At 60.3% G+C, this 22,920-nt stretch carries 19 protein-coding genes; 1 reads left to right on the top strand and 18 read right to left on the bottom strand.

Going from position 1 to position 22,920, the window contains the following annotated elements; all coding sequences use genetic code 11:
• Window positions 1-12 precede the first annotated feature (12 nt).
• From OMP40_RS15745 to OMP40_RS15730, 4 genes are all read right to left on the bottom strand, one after another.
• Entirely contained in the window at window positions 13-1,380 is a 1,368-nt protein-coding gene (locus tag OMP40_RS15745; protein ID WP_277532629.1) for a sensor histidine kinase, read from the bottom strand.
• A complete protein-coding gene (locus OMP40_RS15740) occupies window positions 1,377-2,054 on the bottom strand; it encodes a response regulator transcription factor (RefSeq protein ID WP_277532627.1) in 678 nt (225 codons plus the stop codon). Before OMP40_RS15740 ends, OMP40_RS15745 begins: the two co-directional genes overlap by 4 nt.
• Before the next feature lie 253 nt (window positions 2,055-2,307).
• On the bottom strand, window positions 2,308-3,696 hold the full coding sequence (locus OMP40_RS15735) for an S-layer homology domain-containing protein (RefSeq protein ID WP_277532626.1): 1,389 nt from the start codon (window positions 3,694-3,696) through the stop codon (window positions 2,308-2,310).
• A gap of 43 nt (window positions 3,697-3,739) precedes the next feature.
• Window positions 3,740-5,764, bottom strand: a complete 2,025-nt coding sequence (locus tag OMP40_RS15730; RefSeq protein WP_277532625.1) for a purple acid phosphatase family protein — start codon at window positions 5,762-5,764, stop codon at window positions 3,740-3,742.
• An 85-nt stretch (window positions 5,765-5,849) separates the two neighbouring features.
• Here OMP40_RS15730 and OMP40_RS15725 point away from each other — a divergent pair, with 85 nt between their 5' ends.
• The gene (locus OMP40_RS15725) at window positions 5,850-6,233 is read left to right on the top strand and encodes a hypothetical protein (protein WP_277532624.1); all 384 of its coding nucleotides are present in this window, start codon (window positions 5,850-5,852) and stop codon (window positions 6,231-6,233) included.
• Between the two features lie 386 nt (window positions 6,234-6,619).
• Here the strand turns inward: OMP40_RS15725 and OMP40_RS15720 are convergent, their stop codons facing one another.
• The 14 genes from OMP40_RS15720 to OMP40_RS15655 form a co-directional block, all read right to left on the bottom strand.
• Window positions 6,620-7,690: a Gfo/Idh/MocA family protein gene (locus OMP40_RS15720; RefSeq protein WP_277532623.1), complete on the bottom strand. Its 1,071-nt coding sequence runs from the start codon at window positions 7,688-7,690 to the stop codon at window positions 6,620-6,622.
• A complete protein-coding gene (locus OMP40_RS15715; protein WP_277532620.1) occupies window positions 7,687-8,889 on the bottom strand; it encodes a M20 family metallopeptidase in 1,203 nt (400 codons plus the stop codon). The genes OMP40_RS15720 and OMP40_RS15715 overlap by 4 nt, the downstream gene beginning before the upstream one ends.
• 17 nt (window positions 8,890-8,906) lie before the next feature.
• Window positions 8,907-10,004 carry an alanine racemase gene (locus tag OMP40_RS15710; RefSeq protein WP_277532619.1) on the bottom strand — a complete coding sequence of 366 codons (1,098 nt, stop codon included), beginning with the start codon at window positions 10,002-10,004 and terminating at the stop codon, window positions 8,907-8,909.
• A complete protein-coding gene (locus OMP40_RS15705; protein WP_277532617.1) occupies window positions 10,001-10,468 on the bottom strand; it encodes a RidA family protein in 468 nt (155 codons plus the stop codon). The genes OMP40_RS15710 and OMP40_RS15705 overlap by 4 nt, the downstream gene beginning before the upstream one ends.
• Window positions 10,469-11,530: 1,062 nt before the next feature.
• A complete protein-coding gene (locus OMP40_RS15700) occupies window positions 11,531-12,910 on the bottom strand; it encodes an alpha-L-fucosidase (RefSeq protein ID WP_277532615.1) in 1,380 nt (459 codons plus the stop codon).
• Window positions 12,911-13,107: 197 nt separating this feature from the next.
• Window positions 13,108-14,796: an ABC transporter substrate-binding protein gene (locus OMP40_RS15695; protein WP_277532613.1), complete on the bottom strand. Its 1,689-nt coding sequence runs from the start codon at window positions 14,794-14,796 to the stop codon at window positions 13,108-13,110.
• A gap of 17 nt (window positions 14,797-14,813) precedes the next feature.
• Window positions 14,814-15,713, bottom strand: a complete 900-nt coding sequence (locus OMP40_RS15690; RefSeq protein ID WP_277532611.1) for a carbohydrate ABC transporter permease — start codon at window positions 15,711-15,713, stop codon at window positions 14,814-14,816.
• A gap of 12 nt (window positions 15,714-15,725) precedes the next feature.
• Window positions 15,726-16,676: an ABC transporter permease gene (locus OMP40_RS15685; protein ID WP_277532609.1), complete on the bottom strand. Its 951-nt coding sequence runs from the start codon at window positions 16,674-16,676 to the stop codon at window positions 15,726-15,728.
• Window positions 16,677-17,031: 355 nt separating this feature from the next.
• Complete coding sequence (locus tag OMP40_RS15680; protein ID WP_277532607.1) at window positions 17,032-18,339, bottom strand: helix-turn-helix domain-containing protein; 1,308 nt, start codon at window positions 18,337-18,339, stop codon at window positions 17,032-17,034.
• On the bottom strand, window positions 18,296-19,393 hold the full coding sequence (locus tag OMP40_RS15675) for a cache domain-containing protein (protein WP_277532605.1): 1,098 nt from the start codon (window positions 19,391-19,393) through the stop codon (window positions 18,296-18,298). The genes OMP40_RS15680 and OMP40_RS15675 overlap by 44 nt, the downstream gene beginning before the upstream one ends.
• Before the next feature lie 337 nt (window positions 19,394-19,730).
• Window positions 19,731-21,056 carry an MFS transporter gene (locus OMP40_RS15670; RefSeq protein ID WP_420871941.1) on the bottom strand — a complete coding sequence of 442 codons (1,326 nt, stop codon included), beginning with the start codon at window positions 21,054-21,056 and terminating at the stop codon, window positions 19,731-19,733.
• 356 nt (window positions 21,057-21,412) lie between these two features.
• Complete coding sequence (locus OMP40_RS15665) at window positions 21,413-21,895, bottom strand: MarR family transcriptional regulator (protein WP_277532601.1); 483 nt, start codon at window positions 21,893-21,895, stop codon at window positions 21,413-21,415.
• A 148-nt stretch (window positions 21,896-22,043) separates the two neighbouring features.
• Entirely contained in the window at window positions 22,044-22,640 is a 597-nt protein-coding gene (locus OMP40_RS15660; RefSeq protein WP_277532599.1) for a glycoside hydrolase family 2 protein, read from the bottom strand.
• Window positions 22,543-22,914: a hypothetical protein gene (locus OMP40_RS15655; protein WP_277532597.1), complete on the bottom strand. Its 372-nt coding sequence runs from the start codon at window positions 22,912-22,914 to the stop codon at window positions 22,543-22,545. The genes OMP40_RS15660 and OMP40_RS15655 overlap by 98 nt, the downstream gene beginning before the upstream one ends.
• Window positions 22,915-22,920 lie beyond the last annotated feature (6 nt).

Raw genomic sequence — 22,920 nt, 5'->3', positions numbered from 1 at the left:
GCGTGAACCGGTTTACGCTTTGACAGGCGGAGCGGCAGGCAGCTCGACGATGACCTTCGTGCCCAGTCCGACTTTGCTTTCTATGCGAATGTCGCCGCGATGAAGCTCGACGATTTTTTGGACGATGGACAGACCAAGACCGCTGCCTTCGCTGTCGCTTCTGGACCGATCCGTCTTGTAAAAACGCTCGAAAACCCGGCCAAGTTGTTCAGGCGCAATGCCGATGCCCGAATCGGATAAGGTCAAGAGATAGGCGTCCGTGCGAGCGGTTATTTGCACATGGATGCGTCCGCCTTCGGGCGTAAACTTGATGCTGTTGACGAGGAGGTTCATCCATACTTGGTTGAGTTGATCCTTATCGGCCGTTATTACGGCAGCCTGGGGCAGATCCAGATGCACATCGATGTTTTTCGCCGACCAGAGCGGTTCGCAGCTCACGACGACTTGCCTGATCTGTTCGTCAAGCCGGAACGTGACATCGTCCATCGGTTGCCGATTGAAATCGAGCGAGGCGAGCTTGAGCAAATTGTCGCTGAGCCTGGATAATCGGCCGCTCTCCGTCAGGATGATATCCAGATACTGAATGCGCTCCTCTTCGGGGATGGCGTTCATATCCTTGAGCGCTTTCGCAAATCCGGATATGGATGTCAACGGTGACTGAATCTCGTGCGACACATTCGAGACGAAGTCCTGGCGCATCCGCTCCAATTGTTTGAGCCCGACCGCCATCTCGTTAAAGCGCCGAGCCAAGGTGCCCAGTTCGTCCTTGCGCTTCACGCCCAGCTTCACGTCGAAGTCGCCCTTCGCCAGTCGTCGGGTAGCGGCGGTTAGCGCCTTGATCGGTTTGACCACATAGATGGCGGCGATGAGAATGCAGATGCTTCCCGTAATCAAAACGAACAAGAGGATGGTCAGCATCAAGCGAATGAGCGTCGGTTCGTTTTTGGAGGAGGGCAGCAAAAATAAAGCTTGCCGCTCGCTTCCGATTTGGAACGGCAGCCCGATAAACGTCGCCTTGTCCTTGCGGGTCGATCGGTAGATCGTCCCCTCCTTTACTTGACGAACGGCTTCCTGCGAGATCGCAAGCTCGTCCGCGTCGGCGCTGTACTTGAACGATCTCATGACGCCTGCGTCGGCGTACAGTTGAACGGAGTAGGAACTTAGCTTCACCATGCTTTGCATGAACGTCTCCATATCGGCCGGGTGCGTCTGCGCATAGACGCGAACGATCTCTTCGCCCGCTGCGATCAGATCATTCTGCCCGATCCGGTCTATTTTTGCCTCGAATAGCGCAAGCGCGGCAAGAACGGAGACTAGCAGACCGATGAGCATGGCCGCCAAAAACGTGAAGACGACGCGGACGTACAAGGACCTCGTCATCTATTCACCTCGAGCCTGTATCCGAGACTGCGGACCGTCTCGATTCGGAAATGCCCGGCATCTTCGGCGAAGCGCTCCCTTATCCGTTTGATATGAACATCGACGGTTCGGTCGTCGCCCTCATAATCCATCCCCCAAATTTGAACGATGAGCTGTTCTCTGGTCAGGATCTGCCCCGGGTGCGAAGCCAGCTTGAATAATAGTTCAAACTCTTTTAACGGCAACAGAAGCGCTTCGCCTTCGCGGACGACCTTATGGGCTCGCCGGTCCAACACGATTCCGCCTAGTTGAACGATCTGGGAGGCCGCGATTCGATAACGCTTCAACAGCGCCTTTACTCTCATGACAAGCTCAACGGGATCGAACGGCTTGGTCACATAATCGTCCGTACCGAGCTGGAATCCCTTCACCTTCTGACCGGCTTCTCCGATGGCCGTGACCATGAGCAGCGGCATGTCCGCGTACAGTCGCCGGATTTCCCTGCACAATTCCCAGCCGTCCATATGCGGCATCATAATATCGATAATCGCCATATCGACGGCCGAGCGCTCCAGGACAGAGAGGGCTTCGACGCCGTCCTTCGCTTCGAAGACGTCAAATCCTTCGTTTCGCAAATACAAAGCGATAAGCTTGCGAATATGCGCGTCATCGTCCGCGACAAGAATGTTGGCCATTTCCCGATTATCCCCTTTAATTCGCTGGGCTGTATTCCATATCCAAGGGATTCGACGCCCCCCTTCGAAACTCCTTGAGCCGGCATCCATACGAAACGGGCGGACGTCGACATCAAATGCGCGCCAAATGCGGGAGCGGCCAAAACAGTAGCGATAGGCCAAAAACGCAAACGGGACGAAGCAGAAAATTTCTCTGCTCCGTCCCGTTCGACGATGTCAGCTTCGATTCGGCTTTGTGCTTCAACCTGAGCGATTATTGGAACAAGAGCATCGAGATCACTTTGGCGGTCTCCGCGCGGCTGGCCGGGTCAAGCGGCTTGAAGCTGCCCGTTGCATCGCCCTCCATGAGGCCAAGCTTGCGCAATGCTTGAGCCGCGTCGCGCGCCCAATCCGCGAGATCGGCCTGATCCGAAAAGCTCGCGCCGCCGCCTTCTTGAGGAACGGCAACCTTGCGATATTCCAGGGCCCGTTGGAGCATGACGGCCATTTCCTGCCGCGAGATGTCCGCGTTCGGGTTGAAGCGGCCGCCGCGGTCGCCCGTCACGATGCCGTTCTCTGCCGCCGCGGCGACAGCCGCGCCGTACCAGGCATTTCCTTTCACGTCCGCGAATGCAGCCGCGCCCGATGCCTTCAGCCCAAGCGCTCTGGCGATCATCGCCGTGAATTCCGCCCTCGTCACTTTCTTGTCCGCGCTTACCTGCCCGTTGCCGGTACCTTGCATCACGCCGATGCCGGACAGCATCTGGACGTACGGATAAGACCAATGGGACGCCGCAAGATCCGAATAATCGTGCTTCACTTCAATCGCCGCGTACGTCGCGCCCGAGGACAAAGACGCCGCCTGCTTTTGATTAACGATGCTGAAGGCCGCGAGTTCAAGCGCGCCTTCCTCGGTCATCTTGTACAGGTTCGTATAAGGCGTAAGGGACATCCCGCTCCAGTCCAGCGTATACGCGAACGCCTTGCCGTTCGAAGCCACGCTGAAGGCCATGCGGCCGGACGCTGCCGCGTTCGGGGCCGGCGCGACTTGCTTTAAGGCGCCTGCATTCGCGAAAGGTTCCCTTTTCCACGTCAGTACGAGATCCGAGCCGTCGGCCGGCGCGCTCAGTTGAGCGGCGTCGATCCGAATGGCCGGCTGGTTGTCGCTTTGGATAACCAGGGAACCGACTTTATTGGCGGCCAGCTTGGACAGAACGCCGGCGCCGATCTTCAGTTGCCGCACCGCCTCCGACACCTTCACCGTCAGTTCGCCGTTCGGCTGAACCGACTGCAGCTCCTTTTCCGTCAACTCGCGCGCCGTTTGGTTCGTCTCGCCCGAGCCGGTCTGATTGTTCGGCGCGCTCGGGCCAGTCGTGCCCGGTTCCGTCGTCCCGCTCGTCTTGGCAATGGAAAACGAATCGACGAGGTCGCCGGTCAACGTTCTGGCTTCGACCTCGATCGCGTCGTCCGCGACGCGGACGTGCGAATAGACGGGCACGTCGTCATCGTACATGAAACTCAAATAATCGTATTTTTGCCCATCGTAGAACTTCCAGCCGGACGAGCCGCCGTCCAGGTACACGGTACCGGCGCCGCTGGCGGCGATCTTGCCGCCCGCCATCGGATACGTCCGCGCGTACACATGATCGTGACCGACCAGCACCAGATCGACCTTGTGGCTCTCGAGGATATCGGCAAAATAAACCTTAACGTCCTCTACGAGATCCCCCCCGTCCGGCTTCCGTATGGTAGACGGGACGATGGAACATCGCGATGGTCCATTTTTTGTCGTTGCCGTCCAGATCCTTGCGCAGCCATTCCGCCTGTAGCGCCATCTGCGCCTTCGTTCCCTCGGAGTTCAAGACGACGAAGTGCGCGTCATCCACGTCGTACGAATACGCGTATTCCTTGTACGCGTCAGGTCCGTTGTCCGGCAGGCTCGCTCCCTTGACGAAGACTTCCTTGCCCTCCGCCTTCACGTCATGGTTGCCGAGCGTCGCCGCCGTAGGAAGGAAAGTCGCGTAGCTTGAGGCAGCCTCCCAGAGCCGCTTCCATTCCGCGAACGCGCCGCCCACATCCACCGCGTCGCCGCCATGCATCAGGAATTGGGTGTCGGGATACGTATCGAGCGCGTTCCGGATCAAGGACTGGTAAGTCTCCTTGCCGTTGTCGGCCTTGACGTGGGAATCCGTGACGAACACGAACGATACCGGCGTGGACGTCTTCGCGTCCGCCGTCGCGTAGTCGTACCAATCGCTCCATGCGCCTTCGCTGCCTACCCGATACTTGTAGGCCGTCGACTCGCTTAAGCCGCCGATCAGCGCCGTGTTGAACCGGATTTCTCCCTTCGGTCCGTTCTCCAGCTCGCTGAGCACTTGCGTGGCGCTCTCCGCTTCGACCGTCGTGACCTTCGAGGCGTCAGGACCGGACGCTCCCTTCGCCCAGTCGGCTGCCTTCGCATATTGAATATAGTTCGTCGCGGCCATCGGACTCGTCGTCCATCCCACGCTCAATTGAGAAGACAGATCCTTGGTCACGTACGTCTGTACGTACTCCGGATTCCTATTGCCGTAGGGCTCGACGACCTCGAAGCTCATCGCCGCGCTGTTCTTGCTGCCGACGACCGCTTGCGCCTTGTAGGTGCCGAGCGCCAAAGTCGTCAGGTTCGTCTTCAGCTCGCCCTTCTCGTCCGTCTGGCCCAAGGACAAGTTCAAAGGGACGATCGATGCGGCGTCCACGCTCGTCTCTTCCACGTATCCGGTCGTCGCGCCGTCGGGCAGCATTACTTCAAACCAGCCGTCGTCCGCTTCCGGCGTTCCGTACAGGCGCGTGCCTGCGGGAAGCGTCGCCACGACGGGCTCCGACGTATCGTCGTCTTCATACACCGACGCTTGCGCGCTTAACTTCACGACGGCCATCTGCTCGAGCACGCCGCGCAGGTAGATGTCCGCACCGGCAAACGGCGCGCCGTCTCGGCTCGTCACCTTGAAGGTCGACGTCGAATTCAGCCCGACGCCCTCGACCGCAAGCAGGTATGGAAAAGCGATCGTATAACGGATCGGCTGGGCCAAGGAAGAGCGAGTAGCGGCATCCGAAGCGAGCGTGCCCGCGCGCATCTTCACAAGCTTGAAGCTTTCTCCGCGGCCCAGCACCGCATCGGGACTGACGCGGAACTGCACCGTGGCCAGCTCGCCCGAAGCCTGAATGCCGTTCACGTCGAATTGGAGTACGCCGTCCGCATCGGACGTCCCGGTTGCCGTCGTTCCGTTTTTGGAGACGATCCGCTCGACCGCTAGCGTGCCCGGATCGTATTGGAGCGAGATCTTCGAAGATTGGCTCGTCCGGTCGCCGGCAAGGGATACGGTCACTTCGTACAGCTCGTTGCTGACCGCCTCGGCCGGCGCCGACATGACGAGACGTTCGCCGGCGTCCTCCGTGAAGGCGTAGCTCAGCCGGGCCGGATTGCCCGCCTTGTCCTTGGCCGTCACGACGACCTCGTGGTAGCCGCTCGAGATGAGCGAAGCCGGCAGCGTCAGCAGCTTCGTTTCCTCCGAATACGCCGCCTGCGCCGTCAGATCCTGCCCGTCTACGAGCAGCGCGATCGCGTCCGGGTCGATGCCGGACATGGCATCCGTGCCCGCGGGCGCGTCCGCGATGCGCACCTCGAACTTGTCCAGCTCGCTTGTCAGTACGGCATCCGGCGCCGGAGAGACGGCTTCGATCCCGGGCACCTCCCGGTCGATTCCCGTATCCTCGTAGATCAGCTGAACGTCGTCGATCCAGATGGCGCCTTTGTTCTTTTTTGGACATGTCGGATTGCTTCAGCTGGAAGTAGAGCTCCAGCTTGCTGCCTTCGACTTTATCCTGGGGAATGTCGACCTCTATGTACTTCCAGCCCGTCCAGTTCACGCCCACGGACGCGTCCGAGTAATATTCGGGCGTAAACGAAGAGCCCTTGCCGTCGCGGAACTTCGTCGTCAACAGATGACCGTCGTCGCTGCCGTATACCCACATGCCGACCTTGATCGGCTTGCCTTGAACGGCGATGCTGCCCGCGCCCGGCGCCAGCTCCAGCTGGGACGGATTATCGACGACGTCGATCATGTCGTAGTCGATTCTGAGCGATCGGCTGCCGTTCCTCACGTGCTGCGGATCGCTCTCGATCGACGCGCTCGCCGATACGACGCGCTTCGGATTTAATTTAACGACTCCGGGATCGCCGGCCTCGAAGTCTTCCAGCATCAATACGCCGCTGTCGTCGGCGACGCTGGCCGGCGCCGCGAACGCGGCATGCTTGACGCCCCCCGGCATGACGAATGGTACGGCCAACAGCGCCGCCATCGATCCGACGATGATTCGGGCAAGCCCCTTCTTGCTTTTTCTCAACGTTAGGCACATCCTCTCTCTTATGCGTCTTGCCAATAAAAGAGATTATAGATGGCCGATGTCAACTCCAATGCGATAAAGTGTCATCTGGCCGTGAAGTCTCGCGATTGCCTTGCGATGATCGCCCGATACAAACTGTATGTGCTGACGCCCAACTTCAAGCGGGTCCGCTCTCCTCTTGATTTCCGGGCCGACCGCGGTTACGACAGCCGGATCTCCTCGCCTTTCTCCGCCGACTCGTATATGCCGCACAGCATCTTCATGACCGCGACGCCGTCGGACACCGGGCTGATCGGCTCGCTGCCGGTCCGGACGCAGTCGACGAAATGGTCGATTTCGTTTTGAAACGCGCTCTCCAGGTGGAAGCCCGCGTGGTCCGTCTGCGGCGTCACGTTCAGGATCGTGTCGTGCTTCTCCGTCACGATGGCGAGCGCCGGATCGATCTCGACGCCGCCCTTGTCGCCGAACAGCGAGATCGTCGTCTTGTTCTCTTTGGCGTGCAGCGTAAAGCTCGCTTCCAACAGCAGGGACGCGCCGCCCTCGAAGCGGATGATCGCGTTCGCCATGTCCTCGACCGTGTTGCGCGAGGCGTCGTAATCGGCCGCCTTGTAGGAGGTCATATGCTTGACGTTGGCGCGGTTGCCCAACTTGCGGTACGTATTCGCGGAAACCGACACCGGCTTGGGACGCCCCATCAGATACCAGCAGAGATCGACGACGTGCACGCCGATATCGATGACCGGACCGCCGCCGGAGCGTTCCTTGTCCGCGAACCAGCCGCCCGGGTTGCCCACCCGGCGGATGCTCGAAGCCTTTGCGTAATAAAACTCGCCGAACTCCCCGGCGTCCGCGAACTGCTTCACGAGCTGCGCATTGTTGTCGTAGCGCCGGACGTAGCCGACCTGCAGCTTGCGTCCCGTCGCGCGGACGGCTTCCTCGATGCGAAGCGCGGCTTCCACCGTCGTGCTGAGCGGCTTTTCCAGCAGCACGTGAAGTCCCGCTTGAAGCGCCGCGACCGCGATCGGCTCGTGCGTGTTGTTCCAGGTGCAGATGCTGACTCCGTCCAGCCCGGCTTCGGCGAACAGGCGATTATAATCGGAAAACGCCTGCGGCGCGCCGTACTTGGCGGCAGTCGCCTTCGCCCGCTCTTCGTTCAGGTCGCAGATCGCCTCGATGCGGACGTTCGGGTTGTTCTTGTAGGCGTTCAGGTGCAGCTCCGAAATGGTTCCGACGCCGACGACGCCGATTTTCACGATATCCGTGGTGGTCATGCCGTTTGTTCCTCTCCCTCTTCGTTTCCGTAATTCGCGATCAGCGCCGCAAGCGCGTCCGCGGCCGCGCACACCTCGGCCAGCTCCACCCATTCGTCGTCCGTATGTGCCTGGCGGATGTCGCCCGGTCCGAAGACGATGGACGGTACGCCGACTCTGGCTAGCTTGCTCGCATCCGTCCCGTAGGCGGCGCCGTGCTCGGCTGTTCCGCTTTTCACGCGGTCCACTGCGTGAGCGAGCTTGCCGACGACAGGCTCGTCGGTACTGATTTCCATGGCATAATCGACGATAAAGGGCTCGTGCACCATGAGCGTCAGGCCCGGCGTCTCGTCCGCGAACCGCTCAAGGTCCGCCTTCATCCGCGCCCAGACGTCGAGCGGGTCCTCGCCCGGCACGGTCCTGCGGTCGATCGTCAGCTTGCAGGCGCCGGGAATCGTGTTGGGCGCTTCCCCGCCCTCGATCTGCGCGATGCAATGCGTCGGCGGCCCGACGAGCGGATGCCGCAGCGCCTCATAGCCGGGCTCCACGACTTCGCGCAGGTAGCGCACGATCTCCATCGCTTGCTCGATCGCGTTGACGCCCTTGCCCGGATCGGAGCTGTGGCCGGCGACGCCGCGCGCCTCGATGCGGAAGCGGACGCAGCCTTTGTGCGCCACCACCCGGCTGAGCCCCGTCGGCTCGCCGACGATCGCGGCCTCGTAGCAGAGCTCGCCTGCCTCGATCGCCTGGGCCAGCTTCGCCACGCCGGCATAGCGGTATTCTTCGTCGACGACCGCCGCGAGGTGCACGCCGACCGGCGGCCTGCGTCCGCTGCGCGCGAGCGTGCCGAGCGCGACCAGCATCGCGGCCAGCGACGCCTTCGTATCGCAAGCGCCCCTGCCGTAAAGACGGCCCGACGCCGTCTTCGCCCCGAAGGGCTCGATCGTCATGCCGGTCGTCTGCACCGTGTCCATATGCGCCTCAAGCAAGAGCGTTCTGTCGGCGCGCATGCCTGACAGCATGCCGATGACGTTGCTTCTGCCTTCCGAGACCGTCTGGACGATATAGGGGATGCCGTTGCTTTCCAGATAATTCTCGACGTAACATGCGACATCCGCCTCTCCCGTTCCGCCCAGAAAAGCCGGATTCACGCTCGGGATGGCTACCAGGTCCCGGAGTACCCGCCAGATCTCTTCGCGATCGACGTTCGGAACGGTCATCTTCCTCCCCCTCTTCTTTAGTAGCAGCATCCGCGGGCGTCGATCCGGATCCACGCGTCCAGTTGTCCGCCGCGCACGCCGGCCACCCGATCGCACAGGTTCGGGAGCACGCAGGAATGATTCGGGACCAGCTCCAGCCGATCGCCGACCTCGATTCGCTCTCCCTCCGGATCGAATTCGAGAAAGCCGTGCTCCTCGTTCAAGCCCGTCACCCGGATGCCCGGCCGGCCGACGACGATGCCGAAGCCTTCGCGGCCGTGCGCCCGGTCCCCGGTCAGCGTCTTCGTGCCGGCGTCGATCGTCGCGCGGCCCGGCAGCGGCACGCTGACGACGGTGACGACGACGCGCAGCGCGCAGTCGTCCTCGCGGGCGATGCCGAGGCCGACGCCGGACGCATCGAAGAACACATAGTTGCCGGCTCTTACTTCGGTGACGCCCCGGAGCTCATGGCTGTAAATCGCCGCGGGCGAAGCGCCCGTGCTCACGATGCCGATCGGGATGCCTTCGCCGCGCAGCAGCTCCGCCGTGGCGCTCATCTCGGCCACCTCGCCGCGAATCGCCGCCGCGAAGCCCGCTTCGTCCCGCTGCGCGTAGATCTTGCCGTAATAGCCCATGAGGCCCGCGATCTCGATGCCCGGCAGCTCGCGCAGCGCTCGCGCGAATGCCAGCGTATCCTCGCCCGGCTGGCGTCCGCCGCGATGGAGGCCCCCGTCGATCTCGATCAGCACCTTGACCGGCTTGCCGGCGCGGGTGCCGACGGCGGACAGCCCCTTCGCGACCGGCATGCTGTCCGCCGTCGCGATCAGGCTCGCGCGGCGATGCAGCGCCTCGAGACGCCGCAGCTTGTCCTCGCCGACGATCGAATAGGCGATCAGAATGTCCGCGATGCCGGCGTCCGCGAACGCCTCCGCCTCCGACAGCTTGGCCACCGTGATGCCGACGGCGCCTGCCGCCAGCTGGCGTCGGGCGATCGCGGCCGACTTGTGCGATTTGATATGCGGCCGGTGGGCGACGCCGCTTCGCCGCAGCCGCTCCGCCATCGCAGAAATGTTGCGCTCGGCGATGTCCAGATCGACGATGACGGCCGGCGTCGTCAATTCCGCATAGAGGCTCACGCCTCCTCGACCTCTACGATCAGCTCGATCTCGACCGGCGTATCGAACGGCAGCTCGTTGGCCGAAATAGCCGAACGGGCATGTCTTCCCTTTTCGCCCAGCACCTCCACGAGCAGATCCGAAGCGCCGTTAATGACAAACGGCTGGTGGGTGAACCCGTCGGCCGAATTGACGAACGCCAACATTTTGACCACCTGCTTGATCCGATCCAGCTCGCCCAGATGCGCCTTGAGCACGGCAAGCAGGTTGATCGCCACCTGCCGCGCGACCGCATAGCCCTCCTCCACCGTCAAGTCCTTGCCGACCTTGCCCGTCGCCATCAGCACGCCGTCGATGCGGCAGTCGTTGCCCGACGTGTAGACGACATTTCCGACCTGCTTGGCCGGCACATAAGACGCCACCGGAGTCGGCACCTCGCCCAACTTGATTCCGAGCCGCTCCAGCGCTTGTTCGGCCTGTCCCATCGCGAATTCCTCCTGTTGGGTTTTAAGTAACTAGATTTCTATTGCGCCGCGAACCGACGGTTCCGCTGGCATAAGACACTCGCACATCGCTATCACGCCGCAAACCGACGGCTCCGCTGGCATAAGACGCTCGCACATCGCTATCACGCCGCAAACCGACGGTTCCGCTGGCATAAGACGTTCACACATCGCTATCACGCCGCAAACCGACGGTTCTGCTGGCATAAGACGCTCGCACATCGCTATCACGCCGCAAACCGACGGTTCCGCTGGCATAAGACGCTCACACATCGCTATCACGCCGCAAACCGACGGTTCCGCTGGTATAAGACGCTCACACATCGCTATCACGCCGCAAACCGACGATTCCGCTGGCATAAGACGCTCACACATCGCTATCCCACCGCAAACCGACGATTCGCTGGCATAAGACGCTCACACATCGCTATCCCACCGCAAACCGACGATTCGCTGGCATAAGACGCTCGCACATCGCTATCACGCCGCAAACCGACGGTTCCGCTGGCATAAGACGTTCACACATCGCTATCACGCCGCAAACCGACGGTTCTGCTGGCATAAGACGCTCGCACATCGCTATCACGCCGCAAACCGACGGTTCCGCTGGCATAGGACGCTCACACATCGCTATCCCGCCGCGAACCGACGGTTCCGCTGGCATAAGACGCTCACACATCGATATCCCGCCGCGAACCGACGATTCGCTGGCATAAGACGCTCGCACATCGCTATCCTGCTTTGGCCCCGCAAATAGCGGCACAGCATGCCGCTATCGACGCCGCCAGACACTTTCGCCCTGCCATAACGGCACAACATGCCGCTATCGCCACCACCACACACATTCGCACCGCCATAGCGGCACAGCATGCCGCTACCGCCGCAACCAGGCGCCTTGGCCCTCACAATAGCGGCACAGCATGCTGCTATCGACGCCGCCAGGCGCCCTGGCCCTCATCTTAGCGGCACGGCATGCCGCTAGCCTCAGTCTCTCCTTTGGTTACTCCAACACCTTACCGCTCTTGCCCGTCCCGCTAGACCACCTTACCGCTCTTGCCCATCCCGATACACCGAGGTGCCGCGCTGCGCCCGCGCCCATTCGGCGACGCGATGGGGATCGCCCTCCCACAGGCGCTGCTTGCCCCAGGCGTTGGCTTCCGGCGGTCCCTCGCACTCGACGCGGATGACCGGGAACAGGCGCGACGGCGCCTCTTGCGGCAGTCCGTCGATGACCAGCTCGTCGCCTTGCTGGGCGAAGCCGAGCGTCTGGCCGGTCGTCAGCAGGGTGACGCCCTTGACGCGGGTCGCCAGGTCCGCGAGCCGAAGCGTCGGGCGTCCGTCCCAGAAGCGGATGATGAGATACAGGTTGTTGCCGCGGGTCGTCTGGCGCCCGCGCGTGATGAACTCCGTGATCGCGCCGCCGTCCGAGCCGTAGATCGCTTCCCCGTGCACGTCGAGCCAGCGGCCGATCGCTTCGGCGCGTTCGACAAATTCGGGCGGAAACTGCCCGTCGGCCGTCGGTCCCACGTTCAGGAGCAGGTTGCCCCCGTGGGCGCCGCCCTTCTCCGCGCATTCGACCAGCATGTCGAGCAGGTAGTCGGCCGGGCGCCAACGTTCGCCGAACACGTGGCTCCACAGGCGCCACGTCGTGACCTGGCACGACTCCCACAGCCGCTTGCGGTCGACGACGATCAGATGCTCCGGCGTACCGAAGTCGCCGAGCGTATCCGAATCTCCCGCCCCGATGCCGCCGTCGGCGCGGTATCCGTCGTGCTGCTCGGAGTAGCCCAGCCGATTGTTGATCAGGATGTTAGGCTGAAGCTTCCGCATTTCTTCCAAGAGTTCCACGCTGCCGAGATCGTCCGCGTTGCGCGGCCATACGCCGTCGAAGAAGAAGTGGTCGATCTGCCCGTAGTTGGTGAGCAGTTCCTTCACCTGGTTGTGCAGGTATTCCTTTGCCTTGGCCCAGCCTTCCGGGTCCTTCTCCGGCCCGTCGAAGTAGGCCGGCAATCGCCAGTCGATCCACGAATAGTACAATCCGACGCGAAGTCCCGCCTTGCGAAAAGCCTCGATATACTCGCGGACGAAATCGCGCTTCGGCGCCTGCTTCGCGCTCGAATAGTCGGTGTACGCGCTGTCCCACATGCAGTAACCGTCGTGGTGCCGGGTCGTGAAGCAGGCGTACTTGAAGCCCGCCTTGCGCGCGGTGTCCGCCCACAGCTCCGGATCGAAGCGCTCCGGGTTCCAGGCGCTTGCAGCGTCCGCGTATTCCGCCTGGTTCATATGCTCGCGGAACAGCACCTGCTCTCCTCTCCCGAATTGGGCGTAAGGTCCCCAGTGAATGAACAAGCCGTACCGGCTCTCGGTAAACCACTGCCACTTGTCGGGCACCGAGAAGGTTTGTGCAGGAGCCTGCGTCGTCATCGAATCCGCTTCCCTTCCGAGCGCGCGGAAGCAAGACGCCGGCCCGGCGGCTTGCGGCTCTGCCGATTACCGCCGTGCCGGCGCCTCCCTTATCGCCGCTATTTCAATTTGTGCGTTCTGCTTGCCTCATGCTTTTGCCTTGCCTCAAGCCTTGTGTCTTGCCCCAAGCCTCAGCCCTCAACCTTTGCCTGTAAAACTTACTGCGCAGCCGCCGCCTTGCGCGCCTCGTAAGCCGTCTGATAAATCTCGAGGTAGCGGTTCAGGTTCATGCCGTCCAGCGTCTTCAAATACTTGTCCCACTCGGCGTCGACGTCGGCGTCTCCGATAATAAAGCGCGCCATCATCTCGCTCGTATAGTCGTAGATCGTCTTGGACAGGTCGGCGATCTCCTGGGACTGGTCCACCGTCAGGTTGAGTGGAGGCAGCACCGACTTGACGTCGACGCGGTAAGGTTCGTACTTGTCCTTCGTCTCTTTGTACAAGATCGACTCCAGCGGGTTGTCCTCGCTGGCGACCGCGCCGAGGCGAAGCGAGTTCGGCCGGTAGGCGATGCCGCTCTGCGACCAGTGCTTGTTCTGCGTCACGCCGAACGACGACATGTCCTTATAGACGGCCGGTTGGCCGTTCAGGCCGATCTCGCCTTTTTCCGCCCAGCGCCAGTCGACGTCCGGCTCTCCGATCGTGGAGCGAAGCGTGATCTCGCGGTCGTACAAGGCGTCGGCGAAGCGGAAGGCCGCTTCCGGATTTTTCGCTTCCTTCGTGATGACGAACTTGCCGGGAGCGACCTGGTACGGATCGTATTGGGTGAGCTGCACGCCGCCCGGTCCCTTCAGCGGAGGTACGGCGACGTACTCCTTCCAGCGTCCGCTCGCTCCGTTCAGCTGCGTGATGACGCTCATGTTCGGACCGGAGGCCGCGCCGAGAATGACCGTATCCGGATTCTCCCCGAGCTGAACGAGCTGCGCCGGGTCGCGCGTCAGCGCCTGCGGATCCATCAGGCCTTCCGCGTACAGCTTGTGCAGGTACTTCATGCCTTCCTTCCAGCCGTCCTTGGTGAACGGCACGTCGACCTTGTCCTGCTCGTTCACGTAAAGGCGGGTGAACGGCGCGTAAGTAAAGGAATTCATCAGGAAATTCTCGACGCTCGTCGTGAGCGTGGAGCCTTGCGATTGCGCCGGCGCGCCCGAGAACGGAATCTCGTCCGCCTTGCCGTTGCCGTTCGGGTCCTGCTCCTTGAACGCCTTCAGGACGTTGTAGAACTCGTCGGTCGTCGTCGGCATCTTCAGGCCGAGCTTGTCGAGCCACGGCTGGTAGATCCACATCTTCTGGCGCATCGAACAGTGGTAGCATTCGTTAGGCGCGGGCAGCGCGTAGATGTTGCCGTCGGCGGACGTGATCGTCGGCTTGACGAGCGGGCTTTCCTCGAACATCTTTTTCGTATTGACGCCGTATTTCTCGATATAATCGTTAAGCGGAAGCAGCACGCCTTGCTGTCCGTACAGCGCCTGCTGCTCCGGCGTCACGTCCATCATCATGACGACGTCCGGCAGGTCGCCGCTGGCCAGGGCGAGGTTAAGCTTCTCCGCGACCATGCTGCTCGGCACGATCTCCCATTCCACGTGGATGTTGGTGAGATCCTCGAAGTACTTCGTGAATTCGTTCGTGTTGAAGTCCTCTACGGCGGGGTTGGCCCCCGTCATCACCTTCAAGGTGATCTTATCCTTCACGATCGGGAATTCCCCGGCCGGCGCGACCGCCGCTTGCGTGCTCGCGGAAGCCCCTCCGGAGGCTGCGTTCGAATCGGAGTTGCCGCCGCTGCAGGCTGCCAGAATCGTAACCAGCATGACCAGGGCGAGCCCCATCGAGACCATCTGTTTGATTTTCATCGTATCTATCCCCTTCTTTATCCTTTTAATGAACCGATCATGACGCCTTTGACCAGATATTTCTGCACAAAAGGGTAAACCACGAGCAGTGGTACGGTAGAGATGACGATCAGCGAATACTTGAGCAGCGTCTTCAGCGCTTCGCGCCTCGCGGCGTCCATCGGGTCTCCGGACAGCATCGCGACGTCGACGTCGTTTTTGACCAGAATATCCTTCAGCACGAGCTGCAGGGGATACATGTGCTGCGACTTCAGATAGATCATGGCGTTAAAATACTGGTTCCAGTTCGCCGCCGCGTAATAGAGCGTGATGACGGCCAGAATCGGACCGGACAGCCGGACGACGATTTTCCACACGAACTGAAAGTCGTTGCAGCCGTCCAGCTGCGCCGCCTCGAGCAGCTCGTCGGGAATCGACATCTGGAAGTAGGTGCGCGCGATGATGACGTTCCAGACGGTCAGCGCAGTCGGGATGATCATCGACCATACCGTGTCCAGCATGTGCAGCTCGCGGACGAGCAGGTAGTTCGGGATCAGGCCGCCGGTGAACATCGTGGTGAACATGAACAGGAACATGAATCCATTCTTCCCGTAAAAATCTTTGCGCGATAACGGATAAGCTGCCAGCACCGTCATCAGGACGTTGACGGCCGTCCCCGCTATCGTGTAGATCACCGAGTTTTTAAAGCCCGTCCACACCATCTTGTAGTCGAGCACCGCCGTGTAGCCCTCGAGGCTCGGACGCACCGGCCACAGCCATACCTCGCCGGATACGACCGCCTGCGAATCGCTGAACGAGGCGCTGACGATGTAGATAATCGGATACAGCACGCTGACGAACAGCACGGTGATGAAGATCGCGTTAACGATGGTGAACAGCTTGTCCGTGAAGGACTCGTTGCGAAACCGGATATCCATGCGCACCCTCCTTTACCATAAGCTCGCCTGCTTCGTTCTCTGCGCAAGTTTGTTTACCGCCAGCAGCAGCGCCAGATTGATGACGGACTTGAACAGTCCGATGGCGGTGGAGTAGGAGTAATTCGCGACCTGCGCGGTCAGGCCGACCTTGTACACATACGTGTCGATGATTTCGGATGCCTTCAGGTTGATCGGATTTTGCAGCAGCAGCACCTTTTCGAAACCGACGTCCAGAATGTGTCCGGTATTGAGGATGAGCAGGATGACCGCCATCGGCATAATGCCGGGCAAGTCGATGTGCCACATGCGCCTGAACTTGCTCGCTCCGTCCACGACCGCCGCCTCGTGCAGCGCAGGGTCGATAGCGGCCAGTGCTGCGATAAAAATGATGCAGTTGAACCCGGCATGCTGCCAAACGTCCGACCAGACATAGATGGAAGAGAACATCGAGATCTCGCCCATGAAGTTGATCGGAGCGACGCCGAAGAAGTCGAGCAGCTTGTTCACGATCCCGATCCGCGGATCGAGCAGCTCCTTGACGATGCCGACGATGACGACGATGGAGATAAAGTGCGGCGCGTACGTCACCATCTGGACCGCCTTGCGGTACGTCCTGCTCCTCAAGTAGTTGAGGCCCAGCGCCAGCAGGATCGGGAAAGGGAATCCCGCGAGCAGATTGTAGAAGCTGAGCAGCAGCGTGTTGCCCAGAATCCGGGTGAAGTCGTACGAATGAATGAATCGTTCGAAGTGATCGAGTCCGACCCATGCGCTCCCCCAGATTCCCTTGGTGACGATGAAGTTTTTGAACGCGATCTGGGCGCCGTACATCGGCACGTACTTGAAAATGATCAGGTACGCGAAGGGCAGCGCCATGAGCACGTACAACTGCCACGCCCGGATAATCTTTTTTGGAGACGGCCGATCTGGGTGCGACGCGCGCTCTGGTTGCCGGACGCTTGACATCGGGTACGCTCACTTCCTCTCACCTCCCTTGCCTAAACTTAGAGTCCGTAGCCCTTGATCGGGTTCGCCGGGCACGATCGTCTTGGATCGTCCGGGCTGCTCTGCGGCTTAGGGCAAGCTTAGGCGCCGGTGGCCGGGGAAGTAAATTGCGTTGTGGCCGGATGATCGCCATTCGTTCAGAATCGGGCATTGATGTTTGCGTTTTCAGTGTGCAATTGATCAGAAATCGCACTTCATTTCCCATTTTTGGGGCGAATATGAGTAAAAAAGAGCCCTTCCCCAGCTTCGCCGCGACGAAAGCAAAGAGCCGCCGGCGCAAGCCTGGCGGCTCGGGGAACCCCCGTCTATGCGACTGTCAAGCCTCGCCCACCGCTCCCGGATGTCCGGCGGAGGACGGATATGCCGTCTCGTTGCGTGCCAGCTCGCGGAACACGGTCGCGCTCAGCCCCGTCCCTCGCTTGAACGCCCGGCAGAACGTGCTGGACGAATGGTAGCCCACCTGCTCTGCGATCTCGCGGATCGTCAGCGACGTCGAGGCCAGCTTGCTCTTCGCCTCGTCCATGCGCATATTTTCCAGATACTCCGAGAAGTTGATGCCCGTCTGTTCCTTAAAAAATTGGGACATGTAGCCCTTCGAGACATTCATATTGTCGGCAACGGCGTCGAGCGTCAGGTTGGCGTCGTCGTAATGCCGCTGCAGGTGTGCCAGGATGTCGTCAAGCAGCCGGTGATTGCGGCTCTTCTTGCGCCGGTCGAGATCGCGGGCGGTCGCCAGGAACATCTCCGAGGCGCTGCGGTAGGACAGCTTCGGATTGTCGACGGCGCTCGGATGCTGCAGGAGCTGCGGGATATCGATCGCTTGGTCGAGCGCGAGCTGCTCCTGCAGCTTGGCCAGACAGCTTACGATCTCATAATAGAAGAGCTGCTGCAGCGCCAGAGGCAGATGCCGGTCGCTAAAATTCTCCTTGTACAGCTGGCGGAGCACGGCCTCGACTTCCTCGGGCTCGCCCGCCTTGGCATAATTGATCAGGCGGTTCTCCAGCTCCTGCGGGAAGAAGAAGCGGGCGTTCGTATGCGGCAGATCGGCAAACCAGATGGTCTCGTTCTTGCCCTCGTAGCCGATCGAGGACAAGCATTGTCTCGCCTCCTCGTAGGAGCCGGATACCTCAAGCAAGGTCGACCGGAAGCCCCCGATGGCGAAGTAAAGCTGCAATCCCTCTCGCCCGCCCGTCTCCGCCTCGATCGCGGCCACGCTCCGGTCGATCATATGCCTGAACGAAGCTTCGTCGCCCAGCTCGTCCACGAACAGCAAAGCGATCTTGTCCTCCGCGATATGATGGGCGTAACGGTCGTCCCCGAGACCTCTGCGGATCGCCTCCGTCACCCATACGCGATTGACGTCCAGCGCGTTCAGCTCCGCCTCCGTATTGCTCTGTCCCGCGCGGCTGAAGTGCACGATCCCGATCGCATAGCCTTGGCCGTACAAGCCGATCCGCTGATGCGCGAGCAGCGAATTGATCTCGTTCATCGACAGGAAGTCGCCCTTGAGCAGCCGCTGGAAAAACGTATCCCAGACGAGCGGAACCTGCTTGTCGATCTCCTCCCGCAGCTCGGCGTTGTTATCGAGCAGCGAGGACAGCGACTGCTGGATGTAGCCGTACATGTCCTTCGGCTTCCTCGGCGCGCCCGCTGCCTGATGACTCTCCCGAAGCGTAGACATAATGCGCACGAGCGGACGGCCGCTTCGCCTCGCGAACAGATAGGCCAGCACGATGCCGAGCCCGAGGAACACCGCCACGATCGAGAATGTCAGCTTTTTTGATGGAGATGACCTTCCCCAGCACGATATGCGGCGGCTGGGCTACGACATAGGACCATTTGTTGTACGAGGAAGTCGTATAGGTCACCATGCGTCCGCCCGTTTTATCCGAAGCTTCGATCGTGCCGGACAGGCCGGACAGCGCGACGCTTCCGCCAAGCGCGGGCTCCGAGCCGTCGCCGGAGAGGGAAGCGACCACGTTCCCTTTGTCGTCGACGATCGATGCCCAGCCGCCGTCCGAGATGTCGATGCCGCTCAGCAGCGAGTTCAGTTCGTTGCCGTCCACGAGCACGATCAAAGCGCCCTGGATGCGTCCCGGATAACCGAGCGATTGCACGTAGGTGATCATATCGTACGTCTTATCCTCGTACCGGGCCGGTCCCGTCGGCATGATCTCCCGGTTGCGGTATTTCGAGAGCAAGTCGTCGCGCCAGTTTTTATAATCGATCTCATTATAAGTAAGGACATGATCGTAGAAGTACGGCAGCTCATACGAGGAATTGGACGATAACGCCAGATTGCTGTTTTTGAAAATGAGGAAATAGTCCAGCACGAAATTGTTGGAGGCATTGTAGCTGTACAGGCTCTTCTGCGTGCGCAGAACCTTGTAAGCGTTGGTGCTGCTGAACGGATCGGAGACCCGCTGGAAGCTGTTGACGCCGGGATCGTTGAGCAGCTGCAGGGAGATCGTGTTGATCTCGGAGAAACGGCTGTCGAGCGTATTCTTCACCTGGTCGAGAATCTGCATGTTGTTGCGGACGACTTCTTCCTTCACCACATGATACGTCTTGTTATAGAACAGCCATCCCAGCGTCAGCGCCAAGAGCATAAACAGGAAATAAGGAAGCATCATTCGGAGAAATAAAGGCTGCTGGCCCAGTCGATTGCTCAAGCGCATGACTCACGTTCCTCCGTTCGTCCCAGGTGTGTTGTTAGCTATTATAACATCTATCCGAAAATTCTTAACATGAAATTAACAGTGCGGAGCTTGCGCAGCCCCGGTTTCCGACAGCAATAGAAGTATAGCGCTTTCAAGAAAGCAAATTTAATCATAACATACGAAGTCAAGAAAGTGGGAAAGCCGCGCTCGAACGCAAACGACCCGCAAACGGCGCTTCTCGCATAGCGCGTCTTGTGGGTGGCGGGTCAGACGGGTTAGGCGGGTTAGACGGGTTAGACGGGTTAGACGGGTTAGACGGGTTAGACGGGTCAAGCGGGTCGGGCGTCGCAGCCTCTCACTGCTTCATCGTCTGCCGGTAACGTTGAAGGACCGCGAAAGCGGCGGCGATCAGGATCATTCCCATCGCGGCCGGCGCGGCGTGTCCCAGCGAGACATAGATTTGTCCGCCGACGATCGGGCCGATCATCCGGGCCAGCGCCTGGATCGACTGGCTGCCGCCTTGAATCCGTCCTTGCTCGCTCGCATCGACGGACTTGGACAGCATCCCGTTAAACGAAGGCCCGAAGATCGAGTCGCCAAAACCGAAAACGAACATGCCGGCGATCAGAAGGGGGTAAAACGAAAGCAGCGCCGAGGCTGCGATCAGCGCGTAGCCCGCCAGCTCCGCCGCCATCCCGAGGCCGGCGATCCGTTTATCGCTTAGCTTCTTCAGGAGCTTGGGCATAATCAAGCTTTGCGAGACGATATCCTGAACGCCCATGATCGAGAACATCAGTCCGATCAGCGCCGGCTTCCATGCGAACGTATCTATGGAAAATTGCGAAAATATGGCCTGCAGCGAACCGTTGGGAACCCAGAGCAAGAACGCCGCGACAAGCAGCCTGTTCAAATTCGGGGCGGAAAGGATGCCGGCAAGCTGCGCAAAAGGATTAAATCTGATGAGGGCGATCCTCTTCAGTCTGTGCGGTTCGGCAAGGCTCTCCGGCATAAAGCGCCATCCGAAGGCCGCATTCAGCAGCGTGACGGCGGCTCCGAAATACAGCGGCGCCGCATAGCCGAACTTGGCGAGCAGGCCTCCCAGCGTCGGGCCGATGACGGTGCCTGCGCCGACGACCGCGCTCGCCCAGCCGAAGTATTTGGTCCGCTGCTCGTGCGGGACGATATCCGCGAAATAAGCGAAAATGGTGCCGATGCTCCCACCCGTTATCCCTTCGACGATACGGCCGGCGAACAGCACCCACAGCGCGCCCCCGATGCCGAAGACGAAGTACCCGGCGGCGGAGCCGAGCAGGCAGAGCAGCAGCAGGGGACGCCTGCCGTATCTGTCGCTCAATGCGCCCAGCACCGGGGCCGCAAAAAATACGCAGGCGGCGTAAACGGCGGTCAGCAGCGTCACCGCCGTCGCTTGCGCGCCCGGATCGCCAATATACGGCTTCACCAGGAACGGAACGACGGGCGCGACGATGCTGAAGCCCACGCCGCACAAAAATACGGACGTCAGGCCGAATAGCAGCGCCTTCCGATCTATGGTCGACATTGTATTGTTGCTCCTCACTTCGCGTTTTTGTTTCCTCGGAAACACGTTAATCTTAACGCGATTTTGTTTCCTCGTCAACAAAGATCGAAGAAAAAGGCGCTTGGGGACGTTAAATTTACGCATTATCGTAAGCGAACGGACAGAGCGGCCGTTATTATTGTCCCAACCGCCATTCGCGGTCCGCTCGCGGACTCAGGGGCCGCTATTGCGGATTTGTCGCCCTTGTTTAGCCTTGATCCGGGCCCATAAGGTCCCTCCGGTCCGAAAAGGTCACAAAGGGAACCGATTTTTACAAAATAACGTCTCCTGAGTCCTATCCCTCCGTATGACTGGCATTCAACCGTCTCGGCTTTTGTCAGTTGCACCAACCCGCTGCCTTCGAACGGATCGTCGCCGTAAGCGGCGAACAAAAAAAGACAGCTCTTCTCATCCGAAAAGAGCTGTCTGCGCCTTGTGCCTTGCTTTTTGCGTCCGGCGCGTCAATCGTCCGTTTCAGCGGACCGCTCGACGCCGTGCTTCTTGATCTCTGCTTCCAGGTGGCTGCTATACCGCTCCACGAAGCGCAGCATGCTGTCGTATTGCGCCTCGGTTACCTGCTCGAATACCGCTTTGTCCCGCTCCCGGAACGCGTTGTGCAGTTCCTCGTGGATTCGGCTCACGGCTTCCCCTTGCTCCGTCAGCTTAAAATAAATTTCTTTCTTGTTTTCCGGCCTCTGGTAGCTCTCGATCAGCCCCTTCTCCATGAGCTTCTTCGCGATCTTGCTGATCGCGCTTCTCGTCATGTAAAAGCGCTCCGCCAGCTTCGTCACGTTGGCATCCGCATGCTTGCCGATGTATTCGATGCAGTGCACCTCGGAAGGCTTGTGCCCCTTCAGGGCGATTTCCATCTTCGATTTATTGAGCCACGCCAGCTTGTTGTAAAGCTCCCTGAAGCCTTCGATGACTTGATCTTCCTTGTTCATGGCATGTCCTCCTGCCGGTTGGCGCGATAACCGTAGTATAACATTCCATGAATCCGGACACCGTCCCAATCCGTTTTCGCACGCAGCGTCAGATCGTCGCCAGCCTCGATAACTCGGCAAGGCATCGACGCTCGCCGTTAAAGCCCTTTTATGGCGCCTCGTTCCAGCACGTGACGACCGGCATACCAGTCCACTCGACGCCGGTCATCGTCCTGTAAGCGACTTCCTTCGTCTCGCCCGGCATCAGATCGAAATAGTTGTCTTCGAGCAGCAGCTCATTCTCGATCGTGACTACGCGGGCATAAACGTCCGTACGAATAATGAGGCGGCCGGACGTCGCATCGTGCCGCACGCATTCGACCTCGAGCTTCGCAGGCGGGCAGACCAATTCCTTCGGTAGGACGTCGAAGAAAACCGAGCTGTCGCTTTGATTGCCTTGGAAACCTTGAAAGCTTTGAACGCCTTGAACGCCTTGAACGCCTTGATCGTCTTGATCGTCTTGATTGCTTTGAACGTCTCGAACGTCTCGAACGCCTAGATCGCCCCGGTCACCCCGACCGCCCTCCGAACCGTCTCCCGTCGCATAAGGCTCCCAAACCGCCTGGACAACAGCATCGGCTGCCCCTTCCGTCAATCCCCAATCCCGCTTAACGATCGTATGAATCAGCACGGCCTCGTTCGCCGGAACGACGGCTTCCGTTTCCCATGATTCCCCGTATGCCCCCGCTGTCGTAGCTGCTCGCACCCGGACCACGCCCCGCCGCTCCGTCAGCGTATCGTTCACGACCCATACGCCGAGCGCTCCCCCCGCGGTCCTCCAGCGAGATCATGACCGGCTTGGACGCCCGCTTGGCCCCGTAATAGCCGGCCTTCGGATACCCGTAGTAATCGACCATCGACCAGCCGCTCGCGGGCCAGCAGTCGTTGTACATCCAGAAGAGGACGCCGCTCGAATCGTATTTGCGCCGGCGGTAATGCTCGATTTGCATGCGCTCGAACTCGTACTGCACGTACTCCATCTTCTT

The sequence above is a fragment of the Cohnella rhizosphaerae genome (genome assembly GCF_029525575.1).
In the GTDB taxonomy this organism is placed as follows: Bacteria; Bacillota; Bacilli; order Paenibacillales; family Paenibacillaceae; genus Cohnella; species Cohnella rhizosphaerae.
Note: the sequence above shows the minus strand (reverse complement) of the source record. Positions and strands in the feature narration are given on the sequence as shown.

Bases quoted from the DNA above. Each gene is read 5' to 3' on its own strand.
- OMP40_RS15745 (WP_277532629.1), bottom strand. From the start codon at position 1,380: ATGACGAGGTCCTTGTACGTCCGCGTCGTCTTCACGTTTTTGGCGGCC.
- OMP40_RS15740 (WP_277532627.1), bottom strand. From the start codon at position 2,054: ATGGCCAACATTCTTGTCGCGGACGATGACGCGCATATTCGCAAGCTT.
- OMP40_RS15720 (WP_277532623.1), bottom strand. From the start codon at position 7,690: ATGACCACCACGGATATCGTGAAAATCGGCGTCGTCGGCGTCGGAACC.
- OMP40_RS15715 (WP_277532620.1), bottom strand. From the start codon at position 8,889: ATGACCGTTCCGAACGTCGATCGCGAAGAGATCTGGCGGGTACTCCGG.
- OMP40_RS15705 (WP_277532617.1), bottom strand. From the start codon at position 10,468: ATGGGACAGGCCGAACAAGCGCTGGAGCGGCTCGGAATCAAGTTGGGC.
- OMP40_RS15700 (WP_277532615.1), bottom strand. From the start codon at position 12,910: ATGACGACGCAGGCTCCTGCACAAACCTTCTCGGTGCCCGACAAGTGG.
- OMP40_RS15695 (WP_277532613.1), bottom strand. From the start codon at position 14,796: ATGAAAATCAAACAGATGGTCTCGATGGGGCTCGCCCTGGTCATGCTG.
- OMP40_RS15690 (WP_277532611.1), bottom strand. From the start codon at position 15,713: ATGGATATCCGGTTTCGCAACGAGTCCTTCACGGACAAGCTGTTCACC.
- OMP40_RS15685 (WP_277532609.1), bottom strand. From the start codon at position 16,676: ATGTCAAGCGTCCGGCAACCAGAGCGCGCGTCGCACCCAGATCGGCCG.
- OMP40_RS15680 (WP_277532607.1), bottom strand. From the start codon at position 18,339: ATGTACGGCTACATCCAGCAGTCGCTGTCCTCGCTGCTCGATAACAAC.
- OMP40_RS15675 (WP_277532605.1), bottom strand. From the start codon at position 19,393: ATGCGCTTGAGCAATCGACTGGGCCAGCAGCCTTTATTTCTCCGAATG.
- OMP40_RS15670 (WP_420871941.1), bottom strand. From the start codon at position 21,056: ATGCGTAAATTTAACGTCCCCAAGCGCCTTTTTCTTCGATCTTTGTTG.
- OMP40_RS15665 (WP_277532601.1), bottom strand. From the start codon at position 21,895: ATGAACAAGGAAGATCAAGTCATCGAAGGCTTCAGGGAGCTTTACAAC.
- OMP40_RS15655 (WP_277532597.1), bottom strand. From the start codon at position 22,914: ATGGAGTACGTGCAGTACGAGTTCGAGCGCATGCAAATCGAGCATTAC.